Here is a 19,722-nt window from a genome sequence, read left to right as displayed (position 1 = left end):
AGGCGCGGCGAACGTCTGTGTGAAGCGCGTTTAGGAGCAATGGATGGCCACCAAGGCAAAGACGCTGCAGGCGAAGGACAAGGAAAAAGACGACAAGGCAGCGGATGCGCCGGAGAAGGACTCCCAGGACGCACCGTCGCCGTTGCTCGATCTGTCCGACGCAGCGGTGAAGAAGATGATCAAGCAGGCCAAGAAGCGCGGCTTCGTGACCTTCGATCAGCTCAACGAAGTTTTGCCGTCCGACCAGACCTCGCCCGAGCAGATCGAGGACATCATGTCCATGCTCTCGGACATGGGCATCAACGTCACCGAAGCCGACGATAGCGAAGGCGAGGAAGATAAAGACGAGGGCGGCGAGGACGAGACCGACAACGAACTCGTCGAGGTCACGCAAAAGGCCGTCACCGAGGTCAAGAAGAGCGAGCCGGGCGAACGCACCGACGATCCCGTGCGCATGTATCTGCGCGAGATGGGCACGGTCGAGCTGCTGTCCCGCGAAGGCGAAATCGCGATTGCGAAGCGCATCGAGGCCGGCCGCGAGGCTATGATCGCAGGGCTCTGCGAAAGCCCGCTGACCTTCCAGGCCATCATCATCTGGCGCGACGAATTGAACGAAGGAAAGATCTTCCTTCGCGACATCATCGATCTCGAAGCGACCTATGCCGGGCCCGATGCCAAGGCCGGCATGAACAATGCGATGATCGCCGGTCCCAACGGCGAAGCGTCGGCCGAAGGCGGCCAGCCTGCCGCTGCCGGCGCGCCCTCGCATGTCGCGCCGCCGGCCGCACCACCGTCGCCGACCCCGTTCCGCGCCGTGCCTGCGCCCGGCAATGCCGGCGAAGCCGAGAAGGATCCTGCGGAGTCCGCCGCCGAGTCCGACATGGACGAGGACGACGAGTTCGAGAACCAGATGTCGCTTGCGGCAATCGAGGCCGAGCTCAAGCCCAAGGTCGTCGAGATCTTCGACAAGATCGCCGAGAGCTACAAGAAGCTGCGCAAGCTGCAAGAGCAGGACATCCAGAACCAGCTCGAGAGCACCTCGCATGGTCCCTCGCTCTCGCCGCACCAGGAGCGCAAGTACCGCAAGCTCAAGGACGAGATCATCGTCGAGGTGAAGTCGCTGCGCCTGAACCAGGCGCGTATCGACTCGCTCGTCGAGCAGCTCTACGACATCAACAAGCGCCTCGTCTCGCATGAGGGCCGCCTGATGCGCCTGGCCGACAGCCATGGCGTCGCGCGCGAAGACTTCCTGCGCAACTACACCGGCTCGGAGCTCGATCCGCGCTGGCTCAACCGTGTCTCGAAGCTTTCGGCCAAGGGCTGGAAGAACTTCGTCCACCACGAGAAGGACCGCATCAAGGACCTTCGCCACGAGGTGCACCAGCTCGCGGCGCTGACCGGCCTCGAGATCATCGAGTTCCGCAAGATCGTGCACTCCGTGCAGAAGGGCGAACGCGAAGCCCGTCAGGCCAAGAAGGAGATGGTGGAAGCCAACCTCCGTCTCGTGATCTCGATCGCCAAGAAATACACCAACCGCGGTCTGCAGTTCCTCGACCTGATCCAGGAAGGCAACATCGGCCTGATGAAAGCGGTCGACAAGTTCGAGTACCGCCGCGGCTACAAGTTCTCGACCTACGCCACATGGTGGATCCGGCAGGCGATCACCCGCTCGATCGCCGACCAGGCGCGGACCATCCGTATCCCCGTGCACATGATCGAGACGATCAACAAGATCGTGCGCACCTCGCGCCAGATGCTCAACGAGATCGGCCGCGAGCCGACCCCGGAAGAGCTCGCCGAGAAGCTCGGCATGCCCTTGGAGAAGGTCCGTAAGGTCCTCAAGATCGCCAAGGAGCCGTTGTCGCTGGAAACGCCCGTCGGTGACGAAGAGGATTCGCACCTCGGCGATTTCATCGAGGACAAGAACGCGATCCTCCCCATCGACGCGGCGATCCAGTCGAATCTGCGCGAGACCACGACGCGCGTGCTCGCCTCGCTCACCCCGCGCGAAGAGCGCGTGCTGCGTATGCGCTTCGGCATCGGCATGAACACCGACCACACGCTGGAAGAAGTCGGCCAGCAGTTCTCGGTCACCCGCGAACGTATTCGCCAGATCGAAGCCAAGGCGCTGCGGAAGCTGAAGCATCCGTCAAGGTCGCGGAAGCTGCGGAGCTTCCTGGATAACTAATCCAGGCATCGATCCAAACGAAAGCGGCGGGCCGAGGCCCGCCGTTCTTGTTTATGCTGACGCTTGGACGCAGCCTATTTCTTCTTCGCGCCGACCCGGTCGAGGGTCTTGATCTCGAGCGGCGGGCGGCCGGATTTTTCGGCGATCTCGCGGTCCTGCTCCATGATGAAGGCGCGGGCGGGCTCATCGCCATCGAGGCCTCCGAGCAACTCCGACGGCACGCGCCGGTTGGAGCGCTGGGAGCCGTCTTCGTAGAAGACGTTGAAAAAGGCGAATTCGCCTTTGGGATTGGTTCCAGGTTTTTTAGCCATGGCGGCTTGTCGTCGATAAGAGCGCTACAGTCAAATGACTTCGACAGCCGCCAGCGTCGGTTTGAGGGGCTTTTTGCGCGACTGCTTGACGAAATCTGTCCGCGCGATGCGACCCGACCCTTGCCTCGATAAACGGCGGGCCGAAAAGCCCGCCGTTTATTTTTGGTCTTCAGCGCCACCCGGGGCTGGCAGGGCAGCAACTTAAAATAGAAGGCTATAGTTCGCGCCATGCGATGGCAAGATAAATCGTGGTCGCGTTGATGTCGCAGCGGGCGCATCAGATATGCGGCGCGTGTGATCGCTGGTTCCGGCATGTTCTCGAAGGAGATGCTTGGATAGCCGAAATACTTTGTTCATTTTGTCTGCTCTCGCAATGCAGCGGAAGGTGGTGTGCTTAGCGCGAGAGCGCGTGCACTGCGTTTCGGCGAGCGCGCGCACGCGCTGACTTAACATAGGTGAATCAGTTTCGTGCTTCTCGGTGCACACATCACGTTGCTCCGGTGCGCCGCGGCAGTTCCCTCTTACTCACGGCGCTACCAGCTCCACGCGCCGGTTCACTGCGCGGCCGGCGTCCGTTGCATTGGAGCCGACAGGCGCGAGCAGCCCGACGCCCGCGGTACGCAGCCGTGCTTGCGCAATGCGGAAGCTTTTCACGAGCTCGGCAGCAACCGCTTCGGCGCGCCTCTTCGACAAATCAAGATTGTACTCATAGGCGCCCTGGCTGTCGGTGTGGCCGACGATGAAGACGTTGAGTTGTGGCTGGCCCATGAGCAGCTTTGCGATCTGCTCCAGTGTCGGGCGGCTCTCCGGCTTGAGCAGGGCCTTGTCGGTGTCGAAATAGATGCCGTAGAGCGCGATGTGCCCGGTCTCGCCGAGACCCTTGGCCATTGCGGCAGCATCGATCATCTTGTTCTCGATCGCGCCCAGTTCCGCGACGGTGACCTGCGCATAGATCTCCTGATTGTTCTGGCTGACGATGACGCTGGCATAGGTCTCGCGCCCGCCTTCGGTCTTGCGGCCCGCAAAATAGCGATAGTTGAAGCCGTCGACCCACATCTGCGGCACCGGCAGCGTGTCGATGGCTTCGGTGAAGGGAATGGCGCCGCAGGCGTCGGTGTCGCAGGCCAGCAAGGTCTCGAAGCCGGCTTTCGCAAGCTGCGTCTCGAAATTGCGGGAGACTTCAAGGATCGAGGGGCCGGGATTGGTGCGGTAGGCGATGCGGATGATGCGGCCCTCGAGCCGCCGTGCGTCTGTGGGCTGGCCGTCCTTGAAGGCGGCCGCCTGCATCCGCGCCGCGTCAAAATCCTTCACCACATAGCCGGTGACGACGCTACCGGTGAAGCGGCCGATGCCGGGATAGTCACGGGCGCCCGCCGCGTCGCGCGTCTGCGCGGAGGCGGCCGTGATGGCGTGAAAGCAGAGCAAGGCGAGGACAGCGATCATTCGGTACGGAATGGGCATGGTCATCTCGAACAGTTGGGGATGGGGGTGAGCGCAACTCTTTAGTCGCGCACACGTAGCGATCGGTTCTGGTGGGGATTTGCCGCTTTGACGGGACTCTGGTTCCCGGGCATGATCGCAGCCCTGCTTCGCGCATAATTCTTGAGGATTTTCTCGCATGTTGAAACACGCCCTGGCCACCGCCTTCATCCTCGCGCTGGCCGGCGGCCAAGCCGAAGCCGCGCGCTGCGGTGGCGACTTCAACAGCTTTGTCGCCGGCATGACTTCAGAGGCGCAAGGAGCCGGCGTTTCGGCAAGCACGACCAGCGCTGCCTTCAGCGGGATTACCCAGGATGGCGCGGTGCTCGCCTTCGACCGGCGCCAGCGCTACACCTTCAACAAGAGCTTTGAGCAGTATGTCTCGACCCGTGTCGGCCCCGGCCGCATCAATGGCGGCAAGGCGCTGCTCCAGCGTCACGCCGCGCTGCTCTCGCGCATCGAGCAGCAGTTCGGCGTGCCCCGGCAGATCCTGGTTGCGATCTGGGGGCTGGAGAGCGATTTCGGCAAAGGCGACATCGGCAAGCTGCCGGTGATCCGCACGCTCGCAACGCTGGCGCATGACTGCCGCCGCACCGAGCTGTTCCAGGGCGAACTGCTGGCCGCGCTCAAGATCGTGCAGCGCGGCGACCTGCCGCTGCGCGACCTCATCGGCGCCTATGCCGGCGAGATCGGCCAGACCCAGTTCCTGCCGTCGTCCTACATCAAATACGGCGTCGATTTCGACGGCGACGGCCACGTCGACCTCCGCCACAGCGTCCCCGACGTGCTCGCCTCGACCGCGAACCTGCTGCACACCAACGGCTTCAAGATGGGCCAGCCCTACGGTGAAGGCACCGCCAATTTCGATGCGATGCGGGAGTGGAACAGGGCCGTGATTTATCGGAAGACGATCGGGTATTTTGCTGATCGGTTGGTGGGGCAGTGAGGGTGCGGTTTCTCCTTGTCGTCGTCCCGGCGAAGGCCGGGACCCATACCGCGGAATCTATCTGCCGCGGACGGTGGGAGTACCGAACGGCAGTCTTCGCCAAACTGAATTCGGTGGTTATGGGTCCCGGCCTTCGCCGGGACGACAGCGGAAGATAAGGCAACGCGATCGCGCCTTACCTCACGTCCTCTTCGCCATCTTCTCCAACCTCCGTTGCAACGACGCCCAATATGTCCCCGGGCGGAAGCGCTGCAAAATGTCCATGAAGCGGGCGTCGTTGCCGATCAGGATGCGGGGCTCGTTCTTCTCGATACCCCTGATGATGCGCAGCGCCGCGTCCTTCGGCGTGGTCCTTGCCGCAGTCTCGAACCGGTCGATCATTTGCGCACGTCGCGCATTGTCGGTGACGCCTGTCCCGGTACGCGAGCTGCGCGCGATCGAGGTGGCGACGCCGCCGGGATGGACGACCGACAGTTTTACCGGGCTTCCCGCCATAACAAGCTCATGGCGCACACTCTCGGAAAAGCCGCGTACCGCGAATTTGGCTGCCGCATAGGCCGATTGTCCGGGCGGCGCGATGATGCCGAAGATCGAGGACAGGTTGACGATATGCGCCTCGTCCCTCGTCTTCAGATGCGGCAGGAAGGCGCGGGTGCCGTGCACCACGCCCCAGAAGTTGATGCCGAACAGCCAGTCCATCTGCGCCTGGTCGATCTCATCGAATTGCCCGAGCAGCGCCACGCCGGCATTGTTGACGAGGATGTTGAGCGACGGGTGGGCCGCGATCGCCTCGGTTGCGAACCGGGCGATGTCACCGGGCTCGCCGACATCGACACGATGGACGCTGACCTTGCGCGTTTGACCGGTTCCTTGTCCGATCTCGGCGGCGAGCGTCTTCAGCCCGGCCTCGTCGCGATCAGCGAGCGCGAGGTCGCAGCCGCGATGGCCCAGTTCGATTGCGAGCGCGCGGCCAATGCCGCTGGCCGCTCCGGTGATAGCGGCAGCGCCGCGAATCGCAGTCATGGTCAACCCCCGTCGAGCCTTGGATAAGGAACTACGATTTGCATTTTTTCAGAATGGAACCGAACTGCAAGGGCGTTCGCTCCTTAACTTGCGTTAGGTGGACGCAAAGCATTGGGAGCCGTCGATGGGACAGTCAGAACCATTTCGCGCAACCGCACTCATCGTAGAAGACGACGCCATGCAGCGGGAGATGCTCAGTCTCCTGCTGGAAGAGAGCGGCTACCAGGTCATCCAGTGTGAGAGTGCCGAAGCAGCCGAACGCGTGCTGGACAAGAACGCCGGCGCGCTGTGCCTGATGTTGACCGACGTGCAGCTCGCCGGCCGCATGAACGGGGTCGAGCTGGCGCACGTCGCCAAGGATCGCAATCCGAAGCTCGACGTCGTCGTCACCTCGGGCCGCCCGCTGATGCAACCCTTGCCTGACGGTGCAAAATTCTGGGCCAAGCCCTGGGCGCCGCTCGACGTGTTGCGCGAAGCCGAGATTGCGCAACGATCCTAGGCAGACGGCGTCGCCGGCGCGCCGACGGCGTCGGCGGCAGGCGCTGACCGTGTCGTGACTTCTCCGCACCGGGCAGGAATGGTAGGGACAGGACATGACCTTGTCCTTCCTGCTCACCTCGCTCATCGTCGTCGCGTCCCCCGGCACCGGTGTGCTCTACACGCTGGCCGCGGCACTCACCCGCGGCTCGCGCGCCAGCATAGCTGCCGCCTTCGGCTGCACGCTCGGGATCGTGCCGCATATGATTGCGGCGATGCTGGGCCTGGCCGCCGTGCTCCATGCGAGCGCGCTCGCCTTTGCGGCGCTGAAATGGTGCGGCGTGGCCTATCTGCTTTACATGTCCTGGCAGGCGCTGCGCGAGACCGGGGCGCTTTCGGTCGAGGCTGATATCAAGGAGCGCTCCAGCGGCCGGGTCATCGTGACCGGCTTCCTGATCAACATCCTCAACCCGAAGCTCTCGATCTTCTTTCTCGCCTTCCTGCCGCAGTTCATCGCGGTGGACGAGGCCCATGTGCTGGCGCGGATGCTGGAATTGAGCGGCGCCTTCATGGCGATGACGCTAGCGGTGTTCGTGGTCTACGGTCTCTGCGCGGCCTCGGTGCGCGAGCGCGTCATCTCGCGCCCCGCCGTGATGGCCTGGCTGCGACGCAGCTTTGCCGCCGGCTTTGCACTGCTCGGCGCCAAGCTGGCGTTCGCCGAGCGATAAGCAATAAAAAAGCGGGCCTTGCGCCCGCCATCTTCAAACTCTCAACCTGACCCGACGCCCGGGCGGAGCGAGGCTCCACCCGGGCAAAGAAAAAGAAGTTCAGTTACTTCTTCTTCGCCTTCTTGGTCTTTTTCGCCTTCGCCTTCTTCGCCTTCTTCGCTTTCTTAGCCATAGTATCCTCTCAAGGGTTCATGGTTAAACGCGACACGAGGGATGCTCGGCGGAGGGCCAGCCTCGCAACATCCTCGAGGACAAACTCAGCAGATTCGCAGGGCTGTGCCCCGCGCTGTCACATCTGTGTCATTACGTTATCCACAGCTCAGATGCATTTTCGGGTGATTTCCGCCCGCGAATTCGCATCACAGCGCACCGCGGCATGATGGCGGCGGGTGCGCCGGCCATCCTTAACGAGTCCGGAATCGCCGCGCGGGATTCATCAATCCAAAACCAAAGGCGCGCTTTCGCAGATCGCAGTGAGATTCCATTAAGCGCACCCCGCGCATTGTCTTCCGCAAGAACACGGGGACGGGTCATGGACGAACGGCTGCCGGAGACAGGGGGCGGGACGCTGCGCGTACTGCGGACGCCATGCTGAACGTGCCGACACTTTGGACGGTCTTCGTCGTCAACTTTCTGGCGCTCGGCCTGATCTGGGCCTATGTGACGCGCTCCTATCCGAAATTCGAGGCCGCGCGGTTCTGGATGGCGTCGGCCTTCGTCGGTGCCGCCGGCGCGATGACCGCTTTGGCCCGCCTGTTCGTCACCTCTCCCGCGCCGCTTCTGCTCGGCTCTGCCGGCATCATCGCGGCGAGCTGCCTGGCCGCGATGGGCATTCAGCGCTTCTTTGGCCGGCCGGTGTCCTGGCGCGTCATGGTCGCGACGAGCGCCGTAAGCATCGGCGGTACGGCGTTCTTCATGCTCGTCTTCGACCACATGCAGCTTCGCATGATCAGCTACACGGTCGGACAGGCTGTGCCCCTGCTGCTGGCGTTGCGCCTGCTGCTGTCGCCGCAGGAAGGCCGCGTCAGTCCCGGCGCCTGGCTGTCCAGTATCGTCATCATCACCATCATCGCGCTGTTTTTTGCCCGTACGATCGGCAATCTGCTTGGCGGCAACTTCTCGGCCGTGGCCGGCAGTCAGGGCCATGCCGTCATGGTGCTGGGACTGCTGTTCCTGTCGATGACGCTCAATTTCGGCTTCCTTTTGATGGCGATGGACCGGCTGCGCAACGAGGTTGCCGACCTCGCGCTGCTCGATGATCTCACCGGCGTCGCCAATCGTCGCCATCTGTTGCAGCGCCTCTCCGAGGAATGCGCCCGCTCGGAGCGCAGCGGCGAGCCGTTCTCGCTGCTGGTGATCGATCTCGACGGCTTCAAGACCATCAACGACACCCATGGACATGCCGCGGGCGACGCCTGCCTCCAGCATTTCACCCTGATGGCGCAGACGCGGCTGCGGCCCGGCGACATGCTCGCCCGCACCGGCGGCGACGAGTTCTGCGTCGTGCTGCCGTCGTCCTCATTGCGTGAAGGCGCGCTGATTGCCCGCCGCGTGCTCGAAGTCTGCCGCCATGACGCGGCGGCTTGCGCCGGCAAGGACATCCCGATCGCGATCTCGATCGGCGTGGCCGAATGGGATCGCGACATCGGCCAATTCCCGGACCGGCTGATCGCGCACGCCGACCACGCCCTCTATGCCGCCAAGAAGAACGGCAAGAACGATTTTGCGGTCTATGATCCGGCCCCGCCGCTCTTGCCGGAGCTGCCTGGACCGGTCGAGGCCACGCGCAAATTCGCCTGAGGCTGTGTTAGCGTCTGGTCCGCATTGGACCCCGCATGATGATATCTCGCCTGCTCGCCGCCGTTCTCGCCGCATTCGCCCTGATCGCTCCCGCCGCCGCAACCGATGTCGAGCTCACCAAGCTCGCGCGCGGCTCGGGCACGCCCGACATTCCCGGCCTGAAGATGGTCTGGCTCGCGCCGTGGGGCGATGTCGGCAATGCCCATGCCTGGCGCAACATCATCGTGCACCAGACCGAGGGGCCGACGGGCTCGGCGCGCGGCGGCGCGCAGGAGCAGTTCAAGAACCCGACCCGGCGCGGGGTGATGGTCTGGGTCGAGACCGACGGCACGGTCTATTGGTCAGTCGCGGACAATCTGGTGCCGACCCATACCGACGGCGCCAACCGCGACGACAACAAGTACATCGACAACAAGCCGACCTATCATCAGGTCGTGCGCGACAATTCAATCGGCGTCGAGTTCGCCGGCAACTATCCTGACGTGGCGACGGGCCCGACCGCAGCGCAGGTCGCGGCGTGGAAGATCCTCGTCCAGGTCCTGCGCGCGCGCTACAACATCCCGCTCGACCACGTCTATGCGCACAACTGGATCGACTTCAAGGACGCGCGCTATTGCGAAGGCTGCTGGCTCGCGACGCTGGCACGGACCTGGGGGGAGTGAAGGATTCGACGTCCTTCATTGGGCGCGTCCGGAACGACCGGCGGCCGAAGCCGCCGGTGCCGAATGGCCATCGAGAGTGGCCGAAGCCCAGCGAGCCTTCCCGTTCAGGGGAAGGCCTTGGGAAGGTCGGCCGAAGGCTTGGTGACGATCTGATGCGCATCGCGCCAGATCACTTCGCGCTGGCGCGAGGTCGTGATCGTACGCACCGGCAGGCCCCCCTCCTCGAGCAGCCAGGCGCAGTAACGCGCGCGGCTAACCGCCTCGCGGGCTCGGGGATCGAACCAGCAAATGCCCCAGATCGAATCGCGCCGCTTGAAGTGCCGCGCGATGCGCCCCGGAATCGGCAGATGCTGTGCGAACCAGCCGAACTGGTCTGCCAGCTCCTGCCGAATCCAGTCGGGACAGTTGTTCCGATGGATGTACCAGGACGCGCGAAAGAAGCCGCTCTCCACGCGGCTGTGCGGGTGGATGAGCGGTGTAACGAACCGCAAATACATGACGACACGGCGCAACGCCGTGTCGCGTCACGCCCCTCGTAACCAAATTGGATGAATGGAAGAACAGCCGCGTAGCGGCGTTCAGCTCATGACCGATCGCCGGTCACCGATGGGCGGCGGCGGTCGGAACGTGTCGATCTCAACTTCATGCCGCCTCCCTTGAGAGCGTGAACAAAGCGGCGCGGTATTGCGCCGGGCCGCAGCACATACACGAGCCGACGTCCTGCGACAAGCATGATTGAGACAAACGGCGTCAAACCGGCTGAGCCATCCACCCGAACAATCGTCGGATCAACCCCGGCTGCTGCGGCAATTCCGGCGGCCCGTCCGCAGCCAGCACGCGTTTGAAGAAGTAATCCAGAAACACCATGTCGTTCGGCTCGGTGACGGTGAACTGCTCGTCGCCGAAGAACACGCTGTAATTATAGAAGAACGGACCCATGATCGGGATCGTCGCGGTGCTCGCATAGTCCTTCGAGATGACGAACTCAGCGGGGGCGAGCCCGTGATCGCGCATGGCCTGTTCGACCAGCGGCAGCTTGCGCATGAACTGAGTGGAGAAGCCGCCGACGGTGGATTGCAGGATGATCGACACGGTGGGTGTCCGTTCGCTTGATGCTGCCAGCACGATAGTCTTGGGTCGGTTGAGCGGCAGTGCGGGTTCAAGGCAAGCCCGGTTCTACCTTGGCTCGGGGCAGAGGAGAGTGATGGTCGTCTCACTCTGTATCCAAGGGAAGAAGGGGCAGCCGGTGCTTGGCCCTCATCTCTCCACCCAACAAAAAAGCCGGCGTTGCCGCCGGCTTTTGTCTCTTCGATCCGCCAATCTCCGGCGCCAAAACCTCGCGCTTAGAGCGCGGCTTCCAGCGCGGCTTGTTCCTGCCTTGCGATCGTGCCCTTGACTGCGGACTGCACCTTCTCGAAGGCGCGGACCTCGATCTGGCGGACGCGCTCGCGCGACACGCCGAACTCGGCGGCAAGGTCTTCCAGCGTCATCGGCTCATCGGCGAGGCGGCGAGCCTCGAAGATACGGCGTTCGCGCGGGTTGAGCACGCCCATGGCGCCATTGAGCGCGTCACGGCGGTGATCATACTCCTCGTGCTCGGCCAGCATGGCTTCCTGGTTGGGCGAATTGTCGACCAGCCAGTCCTGCCATTCGCCGGCTTCGCCGTCGTCGCGGATCGGTGCGTTGAGCGACGCGTCGCCACCGAGGCGGCGGTTCATGTCGACCACGTCCTGAGCCGTGACGCCGAGACGCTTGGCAATGATCGCCACCTGGTCGGGGCGGAGATCGCCTTCGTCCAGTGCGGAAATCTTGCTCTTCGCCTTGCGCAGGTTGAAGAACAGCTTCTTCTGGTTCGCGGTGGTGCCCATCTTTACGAGCGACCACGAACGCAGGATGTACTCTTGAATCGACGCCTTGATCCACCACATGGCGTAGGTAGCGAGACGGAAGCCCTTCTCGGGTTCGAAACGCTTCACCGCCTGCATCAGACCGACATTGCCTTCCGAGACGACCTCGGAGATCGGCAGGCCGTAACCGCGATAGCCCATGGCGATCTTGGCCACGAGTCGCAGATGGCTGGTGACGAGTTGATGCGCGGCGTCACGATCGTCGTGCTCGCGCCAACGCTTGGCGAGCATGTATTCCTGCTGGGGTTCCAGCATCGGAAACTTGCGGATCTCGCCGAGGTAACGGGAAAGGCCGGATTCTCCATTAAGGACCGGCAGTGCAGCTGTACGGGCCATAGTGCGCCCTCCAAACAGGTTCAGGCCCCCGATAGCGGCGAGCCAGGCAGACGACCGCTTTGTTAAAGCCAGTCGTAGCTGCGATGTTCCGCGTTGCTCATTTCAACGCAGGCGCAATATACAACAGGAAGGGGCAAAAAGGGAAGGATTGCTGACGTCACGTCCACGTGTGGCAGCTATAACTTTTTGTAAGGTAAGGGTTTTCTGAAACAGCCTGCGTCATAGCGCCGCTTTCAGGGCGCCCTCCAGGAGAAGCAAATCCTCCGGCAGAGCTGCTTCCCAGTGCAGAAGTTCTCCGGTCCTCGGGTGCTCCAATACCAGCAGATAAGCATGCAGGGCTTGCCGTCCAAGGGCGGTCAGGGCCGCCTGCGACTCGAGGCCAAGCTGGTTCGCCTTGGTCTTGAAATGGGGGCCGTAGACCGCATCGCCCAGCAGGGGGTGGCCGATATGGGCGAGGTGGACGCGGATCTGGTGGGTGCGCCCGGTCTCGAGCTCGCAGGCGAGCAGCGTCGCGATCGGCTTGCCGTCGCGCCCGGCAAAACTCTGCAAAACTTCCCAGTGGGTCACGGCCTCGCGGCCACTGTCGCGCACCGCCATCTTCTCCCGCGCATACGGATGGCGGTCGATCGGCGCATCGACCGTGCCGCGATGGCGGCCCGGCACGCCCCAGGCGAAAGCCACATAGCCGCGCCGCATCGGCCCGGTGCGGCCGTGGTCGGCGAATTGCGCGGTCAGCGACTGGTGGGCGAGGTCGTTCTTGGCGACCACCATCAGCCCGGTGGTGTCCTTGTCGAGCCGGTGCACGATGCCGGGCCGGCGCACCCCGCCGATGCCCGACAGCGAGCTTCCGCAATGGGCGATCAGCGCATTCACCAGCGTGCCGGTCTCGTGCCCGGCCGCCGGGTGCACCACCAGGCCCTTGGGCTTGTTGAGGACGATGATGTCGTCGTCCTCAAATACGATATCGAGCGCGATATCCTCGCCCTTGGGCTCCGGCGCGACTGCCTCCGGCACGTCGATTATGATCGTATCGCCCGAACTGACGTGATAAGCGGGGTCGCGGACCGCGGAGGCCTTCAGGCTCACCGCGCCCGCCAGAATCAGGGCTTTCAGCCTTGATCGCGACAGGTCCGGCAGGCGCGCCGCCAGCACGCGGTCGAGCCGGGCCGAGCCCTCGTCGCCGCCGACCACGACCTCCAATTTCTGCGCTGAACCCGAGCTTTCCATGACGACGTCTGATACCGCTGTTCCCGACCCGAGCCCCGAGCAGGCCGCGCTGTTTGCGCGGGTGCGTCGGATGATGCTGATCGCGGGGTTGACCACGGGGCTGGCGATCTGCGCCGTGTTGATCGGGGTGGGCTACCGCCTTTTCAAGTCGGAGGGAAGGGCAACCGAGGCGCCCAGTGACGTCACCGCCACCCTGCCAAAGGGCGCCAAAATCGTCGCGACTGGCGTGGCCGGCGACCGCCTGGTGATCACGCTCGATGTCGGCGGGGTGACCGAGATCCGCACCTTCGACGCCCGCACCTTGCGGCCGGCTGGAAAGCTGAAGTTTGCCAACGAGCCGTGAGCCCGGCCGAGGCGCCCGGGCTGACTCTGTTGATCGTTCCCTGGTCCCGCGTTGTCTTGCCGCGCAACTTCTGATTTAGCTCTCGCCCAGGGCAAGTTGGGCTGGGACTGGGAATGGGACGTATCAAGTCAGGCGTCGTCGCGATTGCTTTCGTGATTGGATGGATCGGATGCGCTGGATCTGCGGCGCTCGCCGAGCCGGCCAAACAGCCCGCAGCGCCAGGCAAACAAGCCGGACCGCCAGCTCAGTCCAAACAACCCGCAGCGCGGGCCAAGCCAACGGGCTCACGGCACGCGCGGCTCTACTTCCTGCGCGAGAAGGGCATTTTGGGCGCGATGGGCGGGCTGGCCGCCTCTACGGAGATCCTGATCGACGGCAAGTCCGCCGGCAAGGTCGAGATGGGGACGTTCTTCGTCGTCGATCGGCCACCGGGGATCACCAAGATCGCCTCGCACATGAAGCTGTCCCTGACGGACTACGAAGTCGAAGTCCCGATCGAGGCCGGCAAGAACTATTATTTCGGTGTCGGGACGCAGCGCGGCGGCGCCCCCGTCCAGGATCTGCTCAACCAGGCCGTTTCAGGCAGCAGCGGGGAGCAGATCCGGTCGTCATCGCCCTTCAAGTCCGCGCTCGCGGGCGCGGGGCTGTTCCGGTTTGACCCGGCCGCCGGCGCAGCCGCGATCGAGAAGCTGAAGACGCCTTAGGTGTTCCCGGCGGTCTCGGGAACGCGGTGCCCGGCCGGCCATCGTGCGGTTAAGCCTGAGCCGCACCCCCGTGCATATCCGCACTTTTCGGGCCCGATCGAGGCTTGCCGCCGCCAAAATTCGCGGCTATGTCCTCTCCCACACGCTCCCTTCGTCTAGCGGTTAGGACGCGGCCCTCTCAAGGCTGAAACAGGGGTTCGATTCCCCTAGGGAGCGCCAGCGGCTCTAGAAGCGCTGAAATATCAAAAACATCACGCAAATCATGGCTTTGACCGCGCTCTGGTGGTAGCACTGCGTGGTAGCTTTTGATGCGCGCGTTGATGGGACTGATCAAGGACAGGCACGGGACGTACTACGCCCAGCGGAAGGTGCCCGAGCGCCTCCAAGAGGCCGTCGCGCGTGTCCTCAATTCCGAGAAACCCAAGCAGGTCTATCTCAAGAAATCCCTCGGCACCAAGGTGCTCAAGGAGGCGAATGTCGCTGCCACGCACGTCCTAGCGGACTTCAATCGGACGTTGGCGAGCGCCGAGGCCCTGCTCAAGGAACGCCCCGTCGTCGCATCACTAACCGATGCACTGATCAAACGTATGGCCGAGTGGGTGTACGCAACGGCGCTGAAGGAAGACGCAGCCCTTAGGTTTTCGGGCAGGCTAGAGACAATCGGAGAACACGGCCAGAATGTTAACGCGGATGCTCTGAGGGACATCTTACGCGATTGTCAGCAGCAGTTTGCTGGCGGGGATGTTTCGTTCGCTGAGCACCGCGCCCAAAACGCCCTAGCAGCCTTCGGTATCACGATAGACCAAAGCAGCGCGGCCTATCACAACCTTTGTATCGAAAGCGCCAAGGCCTTCCTTCAGGCCCTTGATGACATTGGGCTTCGTTATGACGGTGCAGTTATAGAAACTCCGCGCCTACCTGATTCCAGGGTCTTAGGCGAGCACGGAGGCGGAACATTGAAGGAAGCCTTTGAGGGCTGGAAAAAGGAACGCGAGAGGCCCGAGGGCACGGTGCACGAGTACGGCCGAGCAGTGGAGATGTTCATTCAACTGCATGGTAATCTCGCTATCGCGGATGTCAGGCGCTCGCACGCCCGTGCGTATCGCGCAGCGCTTCAGTTAGTCCCTAAGATACGCAAGGGCGCGTTGCTGAAAGCTTCCCTGCCGGAGCTGAGCGAGTATGGGCGCGCGCATCCCGCCGTTGCCAAGGTCTCCCCCGGCACGGTGAATAAGCAAATTGGGGCTGTGCAGGCAGTTGCAGGGTGGGGACACAAGGAGCTTCTCCCCGATGATGTGGTGTGGGCTGATGCCTTTGCCGAGATGCGTCTTGAAGAAGAGCAGTCGGAGCGAGAGCCATTCGACGCCCGCGACCTCCAGACCATCTTTGACGCCCCGCTCTTCACCGAGCACAAGCCGCCCGTGGGGGCCAAGGGAGATGCGGGAGTGTGGTTGCCCTTGCTGGCGCTGTTCGCTGGAGCACGTCAGGCCGAATACGCGGGCCTCCGGGTATCGGACATTCGTTCGGATGAAGACACGAGCGTTCTGCTCATGTGGTTCACGCGCGACATCAAAATAGGCCGGAGGCTCAAGACTAAGACGTCCGAGCGTGTCGTTCCGGTCCACCCGCAACTCGTCACCCTTGGCTTCCTGAAATACGTGGAGGCACGGCGCAAAGAAGGTGACAAGGCGTGGCTGTTTCCCACCGTTGCTCCGCATCAAAAGGGTGCCCTGAGCGCGTGGTCCAAGTGGTGGGGCCGCTATCTGCGCAATCACGTTGGCATCAATGATCGGAACAAGGTCTATCACAGCTTCCGCCACGGCTTTCAGGACGCGCTTCGCCGCACCACCCCCGATGAGGAGTTGCGTGATGCTCTGACAGGACGAAGCAGCGGCGGGAAGTCGGTGGGCCGAACCTATGGCGCGAAGGAGATGCTAAGGCGCTGGGGCGCCAATGTTCTGAAGCGAGCAGTTGATGACATCTCGTACCCCGGTCTGGACGTGTCGCGTGTCCAGCCAATGGGAGCTGTAAGGCGTACACGCGGCACAGAGGCAACCTAAGTGCCCTGTAGCCCGTGCAGCAATGCAGAGCATGAACCCGCCCACGGTTCACTGCTCCACTATGCCAAACGGAATCGGTGGCACAAACACGACCTGCCAATGAGAAAAAAACGGCGCACCTTGGAATCCAATTGGGACCCTTGGTGCGCCGATGTATTGCTATGCTGCCTTCAGGAGATAGCTCTTGGACCCTCTTCCTCTTCCTTCCACCCTGTAGATCACCCCCTCCTCACGCAGAGCGGCTGTGATCTTGCTCGTGTCCTTCGCCAAGTCCTCCTTCACTCGTGCCATTTGTCGATTGCTTAAGGAAAGCTCCCTCTGAACGTGCGACATCGGCACCGCACCGCGCTTCCGGTCCCTCATGAGGCCAATTACAGCTTCGTTCGCTGAGCTGCACCGTGGCGCATACACCTTCGGCCCATCAGGCTCGAAGTCCCATGGCACCGCGTGGATACCGGGCATGTTAAGGTGGATATGCTCCAGCACCGTATCCCCCCGCCAATCCTTCGGGAGCACAATGTACACGTCGGTCTTTTCACAGCGCCCGGAGCAGTCCACTATTCGACGGCACCGCACGCGATTGATGGCCTGAACCACAGACGCAGCTACGTCCCTGATAGCTAGCATGTCGGGAATGTTGGCGTGCTCATTGTAGGGCGGTGGTGACTGAAGCCATGCGTTGTCTTGCGGCCCGTTCACGGCCAGGACGCTGCCGATGGCACGGCGCGGGTCCATGTAGGGAAGCCCAAAAATCACTGCCACATCACAGTCCGCCCAATCGTTCTTTCCATCCACGGCACCCCACCAGCCGATGCTTAGGGGCATTTCCTTTGTGTTGAAGGTCTCCAACAGATCCTTTGCCAGCTTGTGGACGCACATGAACACCTTGCGGCCTTGCCCGACTTCCTTCGCCACCTCATGGACAAGCCGGGGAATCCGTAGATGTTTCGTGTCCTTCATCTTGCTCTTGCCTAGCCCTGCGGTGGTGCGAGCCACATGCAGCGTGACGTTGCTATAGTTGCGTATTCCCCTAGGAACCGGCACCACGGACACGGCCCCGGCCCTTGCCTCCTCCAGCAACTCATAGAGCACATTGCTGTTGGCGGTGGCGTCTAGGATTACGATCCCCGGCATGCCGCGTGGAATGAGATAACGGGAGGAGTTCAGCGAGTGTTGGGCGCCGCTGCGGTAATAGTAGGCGTAGCTATCCAGCATCACCTCAACGTCCTCAAGGATACCATCGACGGTGTCTTGGGCTTCAGCATTGAACAGCGTGAGGTCAAAGGCTGTCGTCTTCAGCACTCCACGAAGGCCCCTGATCTGCTCTACATAGGCGGGGGCACCTTCACCCCACAGCATCCGTGATAAGGCGCTACCCGGCTCCTGATCCCTTTCCTTGCGGTCCAAGTAGGACTTGAGCTTTTCCAACGCGGTGAGAGCAAGCGGGTGTTGAGCGCGCAGCTCGTGGGGAATGGCCCGCAACACCACGTCGAGGTCAGAGCTTGTCACTGCGTTGTGGTCCACGGCGTTGGCCAAGGCTTCGTCAACCACGATCAATGAGCGCGTCCCTCTGGACCAATGATAGAACACGTTCCACCGCTCTGGCGCGTGTCTTCCAAAAGCCTCGGCGGCGTCCCTAAATGCTGCGTGTGTGATTACCAGCACGTCAAACTCAGCCATTTCGCTAGTGGTCAACTTGTGTTCGCTGTGGTGGGCTGCGGCGACCCTGCGCCCTGCCATTGAGTTGATCTTTTCAGCCACCTTGTCGGCATCGACGATGAGACGGGTTACGATCAGCATGCCGACCGGGCTGGGGTGATTCAGGTTTCTGTCGGCCTGAAGCGCCGCATACACGCAGGTCCCTTCTGTCTTCCCTGAGCCTGTAGGCAGAGGGAGCGCATATGACCGCTTTTGCGCGGCGCTGCTTAGATTGCTGGACGCGGCACGGTGGAAATGCTCCACTAGTACAGACCAACCAGCCTCAAGCGCCGGGGTAGTATTCATGCTGAAAGGCGGGGCGGCCCACAGGAGCGATATACGGTCAAGGAAGTCCTGCGGCGACACGAGAGCGGGCCCGTGCGAGCCGATAGTATTGTTCTGCATAGGCTATGCCTTGGATTGAGCGCACGCCTTTGGGGTCCGGCCAATGCGGACGGTTTAGGCGGGCTTTGGTTTGGGTGATTAGCCGCGTCAAAGGGCGGCGATTAATGCACCCCCTTCGGTCCTATAAGGATCTCTTTAGGAGTATGGGGGGGAGATTCGGCTACAGAGAAGGGAACTAATGGGGACCATTAAGGTGGCCCATAATCGCAAACCAACTAACCCCACCTGAACCACGCTGAGGAAACCCAATGGACAGTGGGGAACATGATAGCTGGATAACCCACGGGCCATTGGCTGCCCTTAGAGGGTTGACAGTTAAGGTTGGCGGTTTGCTGCTGTGAATTGTGTCAGAGCGTAATGCGGAGGAGTCCGCTCTTGAAGGGCACAGGCCTTATCCGCACTTGACGGAAAGCAACCCTCGAAAGCCCTAATGAAGAAGATATTAGAAGGTTCAGGGGGTGGTTTAGATTCTCCTGTAGATTTCGACTAGCCCAGCACAGAGAGCAGATTGCAGAAGGTTATTAGCCAGCAATTGATTGCCGCTATTATCTTCCTCTGCTGTTTTCTATTAGCTGCTGCCAGCAAGCTCATCGAGCACACCCTCAGCGGTGCCTGTGGCCAACTGTAGGACAGCCATAGGCGGCAGGCGGGTGTATTTCATGATGATAGCTAGCGCCGACAGCTTGGCCCGAGTCCCTGTAGGTCCCAAGGCCACCTTAAAGAGTTCTCTGAGCGCAGCCTCAGCCATCCCCTCGTCTGTGTTTGGAACAGCGATGCTGGACTGATTTGCTCCCGTAGTTGTTGCCGCTGTGGAGGCCCCTGTTGTCTCTGGGAGCATCCCGGCCACCTTCAGAGTCTGAATGACCTTGTCGGCCTGTGTCTCCGCTACGGCCCACAGGCGCTGAGCTTCTTCCTTTCTCATCCCGTTGGGGATACCTGTTCGAGTAAAGCGTTCTGGGTCAGCTTTGCGGAGTTCTTTCATCTCGCTGTCCCGCTCAGCCATTTTTGCCCTGTACTCTGGGTCCTGCCACTTGGCCTTCATGGCCTCAGAATGAGATGGCGGGTGTTTGGTCTTACCTCTAGGCAATCGAGCCATTGTGTTCTCTTTGTTCCTTTCGAGTGGTGTGCTTGTGTGTGGTCGCCCCGTTTCTAGCTAGCTAGGGGCTTTGCTCGGGGGCATGGTGGGCCTTCGTCTACAACGTCGGCACGATAATCGGCTAAGTGATTGAATCTGTTGCATTCAGCGTAGTGAAACACTCCCTGCGCGGAGGTTGACTGCTGAGTGTGTTTGCTGCTGCAAGAGAAAGGGCAGCTAGTAGCTAGCGGCTCGTTATGGGACCCATACGGTACTTCCAGAGAAGCACACGGCCCTGTTTAGCTGAGCAGGGGCCTTTGCCTTTAGCCCGCCGATTTTGAAAGGAGGGACCCAGC

18 protein-coding genes and 1 tRNA gene are annotated in these 19,722 nt (G+C 62.1%); 10 read left to right on the top strand and 9 right to left on the bottom strand.

Annotated features, from left to right (window positions below; translation table 11 throughout):
- Nucleotides 1-43 precede the first annotated feature (43 nt).
- Nucleotides 44-2,188: an RNA polymerase sigma factor RpoD gene (rpoD, locus tag ACPPVR_RS36745; protein WP_426611376.1), complete on the top strand. Its 2,145-nt coding sequence runs from the start codon at nucleotides 44-46 to the stop codon at nucleotides 2,186-2,188.
- A 74-nt stretch (nucleotides 2,189-2,262) separates the two neighbouring features.
- On the opposite strand, the gene ACPPVR_RS36740 is transcribed toward rpoD, so the two are convergent.
- Together ACPPVR_RS36740 and ACPPVR_RS36735 are read right to left on the bottom strand one after the other, a co-directional pair.
- On the bottom strand, nucleotides 2,263-2,499 hold the full coding sequence (locus ACPPVR_RS36740) for a hypothetical protein (protein WP_426611375.1): 237 nt from the start codon (nucleotides 2,497-2,499) through the stop codon (nucleotides 2,263-2,265).
- A 525-nt stretch (nucleotides 2,500-3,024) separates the two neighbouring features.
- The gene (locus tag ACPPVR_RS36735; protein ID WP_426611374.1) at nucleotides 3,025-3,960 is read right to left on the bottom strand and encodes an OmpA family protein; all 936 of its coding nucleotides are present in this window, start codon (nucleotides 3,958-3,960) and stop codon (nucleotides 3,025-3,027) included.
- Between the two features lie 157 nt (nucleotides 3,961-4,117).
- Here ACPPVR_RS36735 and ACPPVR_RS36730 point away from each other — a divergent pair, with 157 nt between their 5' ends.
- Entirely contained in the window at nucleotides 4,118-4,924 is an 807-nt protein-coding gene (locus ACPPVR_RS36730) for a lytic murein transglycosylase (protein WP_426611373.1), read from the top strand.
- A gap of 180 nt (nucleotides 4,925-5,104) precedes the next feature.
- On the opposite strand, the gene ACPPVR_RS36725 is transcribed toward ACPPVR_RS36730, so the two are convergent.
- Complete coding sequence (locus ACPPVR_RS36725; protein WP_426611372.1) at nucleotides 5,105-5,947, bottom strand: SDR family NAD(P)-dependent oxidoreductase; 843 nt, start codon at nucleotides 5,945-5,947, stop codon at nucleotides 5,105-5,107.
- A gap of 124 nt (nucleotides 5,948-6,071) precedes the next feature.
- Between ACPPVR_RS36725 and ACPPVR_RS36720 the strand changes: the two genes are divergently transcribed.
- From ACPPVR_RS36720 to ACPPVR_RS36705, 4 genes are all read left to right on the top strand, one after another.
- Nucleotides 6,072-6,446 carry a response regulator gene (locus ACPPVR_RS36720; RefSeq protein WP_426611371.1) on the top strand — a complete coding sequence of 125 codons (375 nt, stop codon included), beginning with the start codon at nucleotides 6,072-6,074 and terminating at the stop codon, nucleotides 6,444-6,446.
- Between the two features lie 94 nt (nucleotides 6,447-6,540).
- On the top strand, nucleotides 6,541-7,152 hold the full coding sequence (locus tag ACPPVR_RS36715; protein ID WP_426611370.1) for a LysE family translocator: 612 nt from the start codon (nucleotides 6,541-6,543) through the stop codon (nucleotides 7,150-7,152).
- Between the two features lie 588 nt (nucleotides 7,153-7,740).
- Nucleotides 7,741-8,952: a GGDEF domain-containing protein gene (locus ACPPVR_RS36710; RefSeq protein WP_426611369.1), complete on the top strand. Its 1,212-nt coding sequence runs from the start codon at nucleotides 7,741-7,743 to the stop codon at nucleotides 8,950-8,952.
- Nucleotides 8,953-8,987: 35 nt separating this feature from the next.
- Nucleotides 8,988-9,614, top strand: a complete 627-nt coding sequence (locus tag ACPPVR_RS36705) for a peptidoglycan recognition protein family protein (protein ID WP_426611368.1) — start codon at nucleotides 8,988-8,990, stop codon at nucleotides 9,612-9,614.
- Between the two features lie 104 nt (nucleotides 9,615-9,718).
- Here ACPPVR_RS36705 and ACPPVR_RS36700 read toward each other — a convergent pair whose 3' ends face one another.
- The 4 genes from ACPPVR_RS36700 to ACPPVR_RS36685 all read right to left on the bottom strand — a co-directional run bounded on the left by ACPPVR_RS36700 (nucleotide 9,719) and on the right by ACPPVR_RS36685 (nucleotide 13,084).
- Complete coding sequence (locus tag ACPPVR_RS36700; RefSeq protein ID WP_426611367.1) at nucleotides 9,719-10,126, bottom strand: hypothetical protein; 408 nt, start codon at nucleotides 10,124-10,126, stop codon at nucleotides 9,719-9,721.
- 238 nt (nucleotides 10,127-10,364) lie between these two features.
- Nucleotides 10,365-10,706: a hypothetical protein gene (locus ACPPVR_RS36695; RefSeq protein ID WP_426611366.1), complete on the bottom strand. Its 342-nt coding sequence runs from the start codon at nucleotides 10,704-10,706 to the stop codon at nucleotides 10,365-10,367.
- A gap of 251 nt (nucleotides 10,707-10,957) precedes the next feature.
- Complete coding sequence (gene rpoH / locus ACPPVR_RS36690) at nucleotides 10,958-11,857, bottom strand: RNA polymerase sigma factor RpoH (protein ID WP_426611365.1); 900 nt, start codon at nucleotides 11,855-11,857, stop codon at nucleotides 10,958-10,960.
- Nucleotides 11,858-12,076: 219 nt separating this feature from the next.
- The gene (locus tag ACPPVR_RS36685) at nucleotides 12,077-13,084 is read right to left on the bottom strand and encodes an RluA family pseudouridine synthase (RefSeq protein WP_426611364.1); all 1,008 of its coding nucleotides are present in this window, start codon (nucleotides 13,082-13,084) and stop codon (nucleotides 12,077-12,079) included.
- Between ACPPVR_RS36685 and ACPPVR_RS36680 the strand changes: the two genes are divergently transcribed.
- The 4 genes from ACPPVR_RS36680 to ACPPVR_RS36665 all read left to right on the top strand — a co-directional run bounded on the left by ACPPVR_RS36680 (nucleotide 13,083) and on the right by ACPPVR_RS36665 (nucleotide 16,188).
- Nucleotides 13,083-13,427, top strand: coding sequence for a hypothetical protein (locus tag ACPPVR_RS36680; RefSeq protein ID WP_426611363.1), 345 nt, complete (start codon nucleotides 13,083-13,085; stop codon nucleotides 13,425-13,427). The genes ACPPVR_RS36685 and ACPPVR_RS36680 overlap by 2 nt on opposite strands.
- 113 nt (nucleotides 13,428-13,540) lie before the next feature.
- Complete coding sequence (locus ACPPVR_RS36675) at nucleotides 13,541-14,131, top strand: DUF2846 domain-containing protein (RefSeq protein ID WP_426611362.1); 591 nt, start codon at nucleotides 13,541-13,543, stop codon at nucleotides 14,129-14,131.
- Between the two features lie 144 nt (nucleotides 14,132-14,275).
- A tRNA-Glu gene (locus tag ACPPVR_RS36670) sits at nucleotides 14,276-14,350 on the top strand.
- 89 nt (nucleotides 14,351-14,439) lie between these two features.
- Nucleotides 14,440-16,188, top strand: a complete 1,749-nt coding sequence (locus ACPPVR_RS36665) for a DUF6538 domain-containing protein (RefSeq protein ID WP_426611361.1) — start codon at nucleotides 14,440-14,442, stop codon at nucleotides 16,186-16,188.
- Between the two features lie 159 nt (nucleotides 16,189-16,347).
- Here ACPPVR_RS36665 and ACPPVR_RS36660 read toward each other — a convergent pair whose 3' ends face one another.
- Nucleotides 16,348-18,042: a hypothetical protein gene (locus ACPPVR_RS36660; protein WP_426611360.1), complete on the bottom strand. Its 1,695-nt coding sequence runs from the start codon at nucleotides 18,040-18,042 to the stop codon at nucleotides 16,348-16,350.
- A gap of 817 nt (nucleotides 18,043-18,859) precedes the next feature.
- The gene (locus tag ACPPVR_RS36655; protein WP_426611359.1) at nucleotides 18,860-19,387 is read right to left on the bottom strand and encodes a hypothetical protein; all 528 of its coding nucleotides are present in this window, start codon (nucleotides 19,385-19,387) and stop codon (nucleotides 18,860-18,862) included.
- Between the last annotated feature and the right edge of the window lie 335 nt (nucleotides 19,388-19,722).

The organism is Bradyrhizobium sp. McL0616 (genome assembly GCF_049993385.1).
Taxonomy (GTDB): domain Bacteria; phylum Pseudomonadota; class Alphaproteobacteria; order Rhizobiales; family Xanthobacteraceae; genus Bradyrhizobium.
Note: the sequence above shows the minus strand (reverse complement) of the source record. Positions and strands in the feature narration are given on the sequence as shown.

Bases quoted from the DNA above. Each gene is read 5' to 3' on its own strand.
- rpoD (WP_426611376.1), top strand. From the start codon at position 44: ATGGCCACCAAGGCAAAGACGCTGCAGGCGAAGGACAAGGAAAAAGAC.
- ACPPVR_RS36740 (WP_426611375.1), bottom strand. From the start codon at position 2,499: ATGGCTAAAAAACCTGGAACCAATCCCAAAGGCGAATTCGCCTTTTTC.
- ACPPVR_RS36735 (WP_426611374.1), bottom strand. From the start codon at position 3,960: ATGCCCATTCCGTACCGAATGATCGCTGTCCTCGCCTTGCTCTGCTTT.
- ACPPVR_RS36730 (WP_426611373.1), top strand. From the start codon at position 4,118: ATGTTGAAACACGCCCTGGCCACCGCCTTCATCCTCGCGCTGGCCGGC.
- ACPPVR_RS36725 (WP_426611372.1), bottom strand. From the start codon at position 5,947: ATGACTGCGATTCGCGGCGCTGCCGCTATCACCGGAGCGGCCAGCGGC.
- ACPPVR_RS36720 (WP_426611371.1), top strand. From the start codon at position 6,072: ATGGGACAGTCAGAACCATTTCGCGCAACCGCACTCATCGTAGAAGAC.
- ACPPVR_RS36715 (WP_426611370.1), top strand. From the start codon at position 6,541: ATGACCTTGTCCTTCCTGCTCACCTCGCTCATCGTCGTCGCGTCCCCC.
- ACPPVR_RS36710 (WP_426611369.1), top strand. From the start codon at position 7,741: ATGCTGAACGTGCCGACACTTTGGACGGTCTTCGTCGTCAACTTTCTG.
- ACPPVR_RS36705 (WP_426611368.1), top strand. From the start codon at position 8,988: ATGATGATATCTCGCCTGCTCGCCGCCGTTCTCGCCGCATTCGCCCTG.
- rpoH (WP_426611365.1), bottom strand. From the start codon at position 11,857: ATGGCCCGTACAGCTGCACTGCCGGTCCTTAATGGAGAATCCGGCCTT.
- ACPPVR_RS36680 (WP_426611363.1), top strand. From the start codon at position 13,083: ATGACGACGTCTGATACCGCTGTTCCCGACCCGAGCCCCGAGCAGGCC.
- ACPPVR_RS36685 (WP_426611364.1), bottom strand. From the start codon at position 13,084: ATGGAAAGCTCGGGTTCAGCGCAGAAATTGGAGGTCGTGGTCGGCGGC.
- ACPPVR_RS36675 (WP_426611362.1), top strand. From the start codon at position 13,541: ATGGGACGTATCAAGTCAGGCGTCGTCGCGATTGCTTTCGTGATTGGA.
- ACPPVR_RS36665 (WP_426611361.1), top strand. From the start codon at position 14,440: ATGCGCGCGTTGATGGGACTGATCAAGGACAGGCACGGGACGTACTAC.
- ACPPVR_RS36655 (WP_426611359.1), bottom strand. From the start codon at position 19,387: ATGGCTCGATTGCCTAGAGGTAAGACCAAACACCCGCCATCTCATTCT.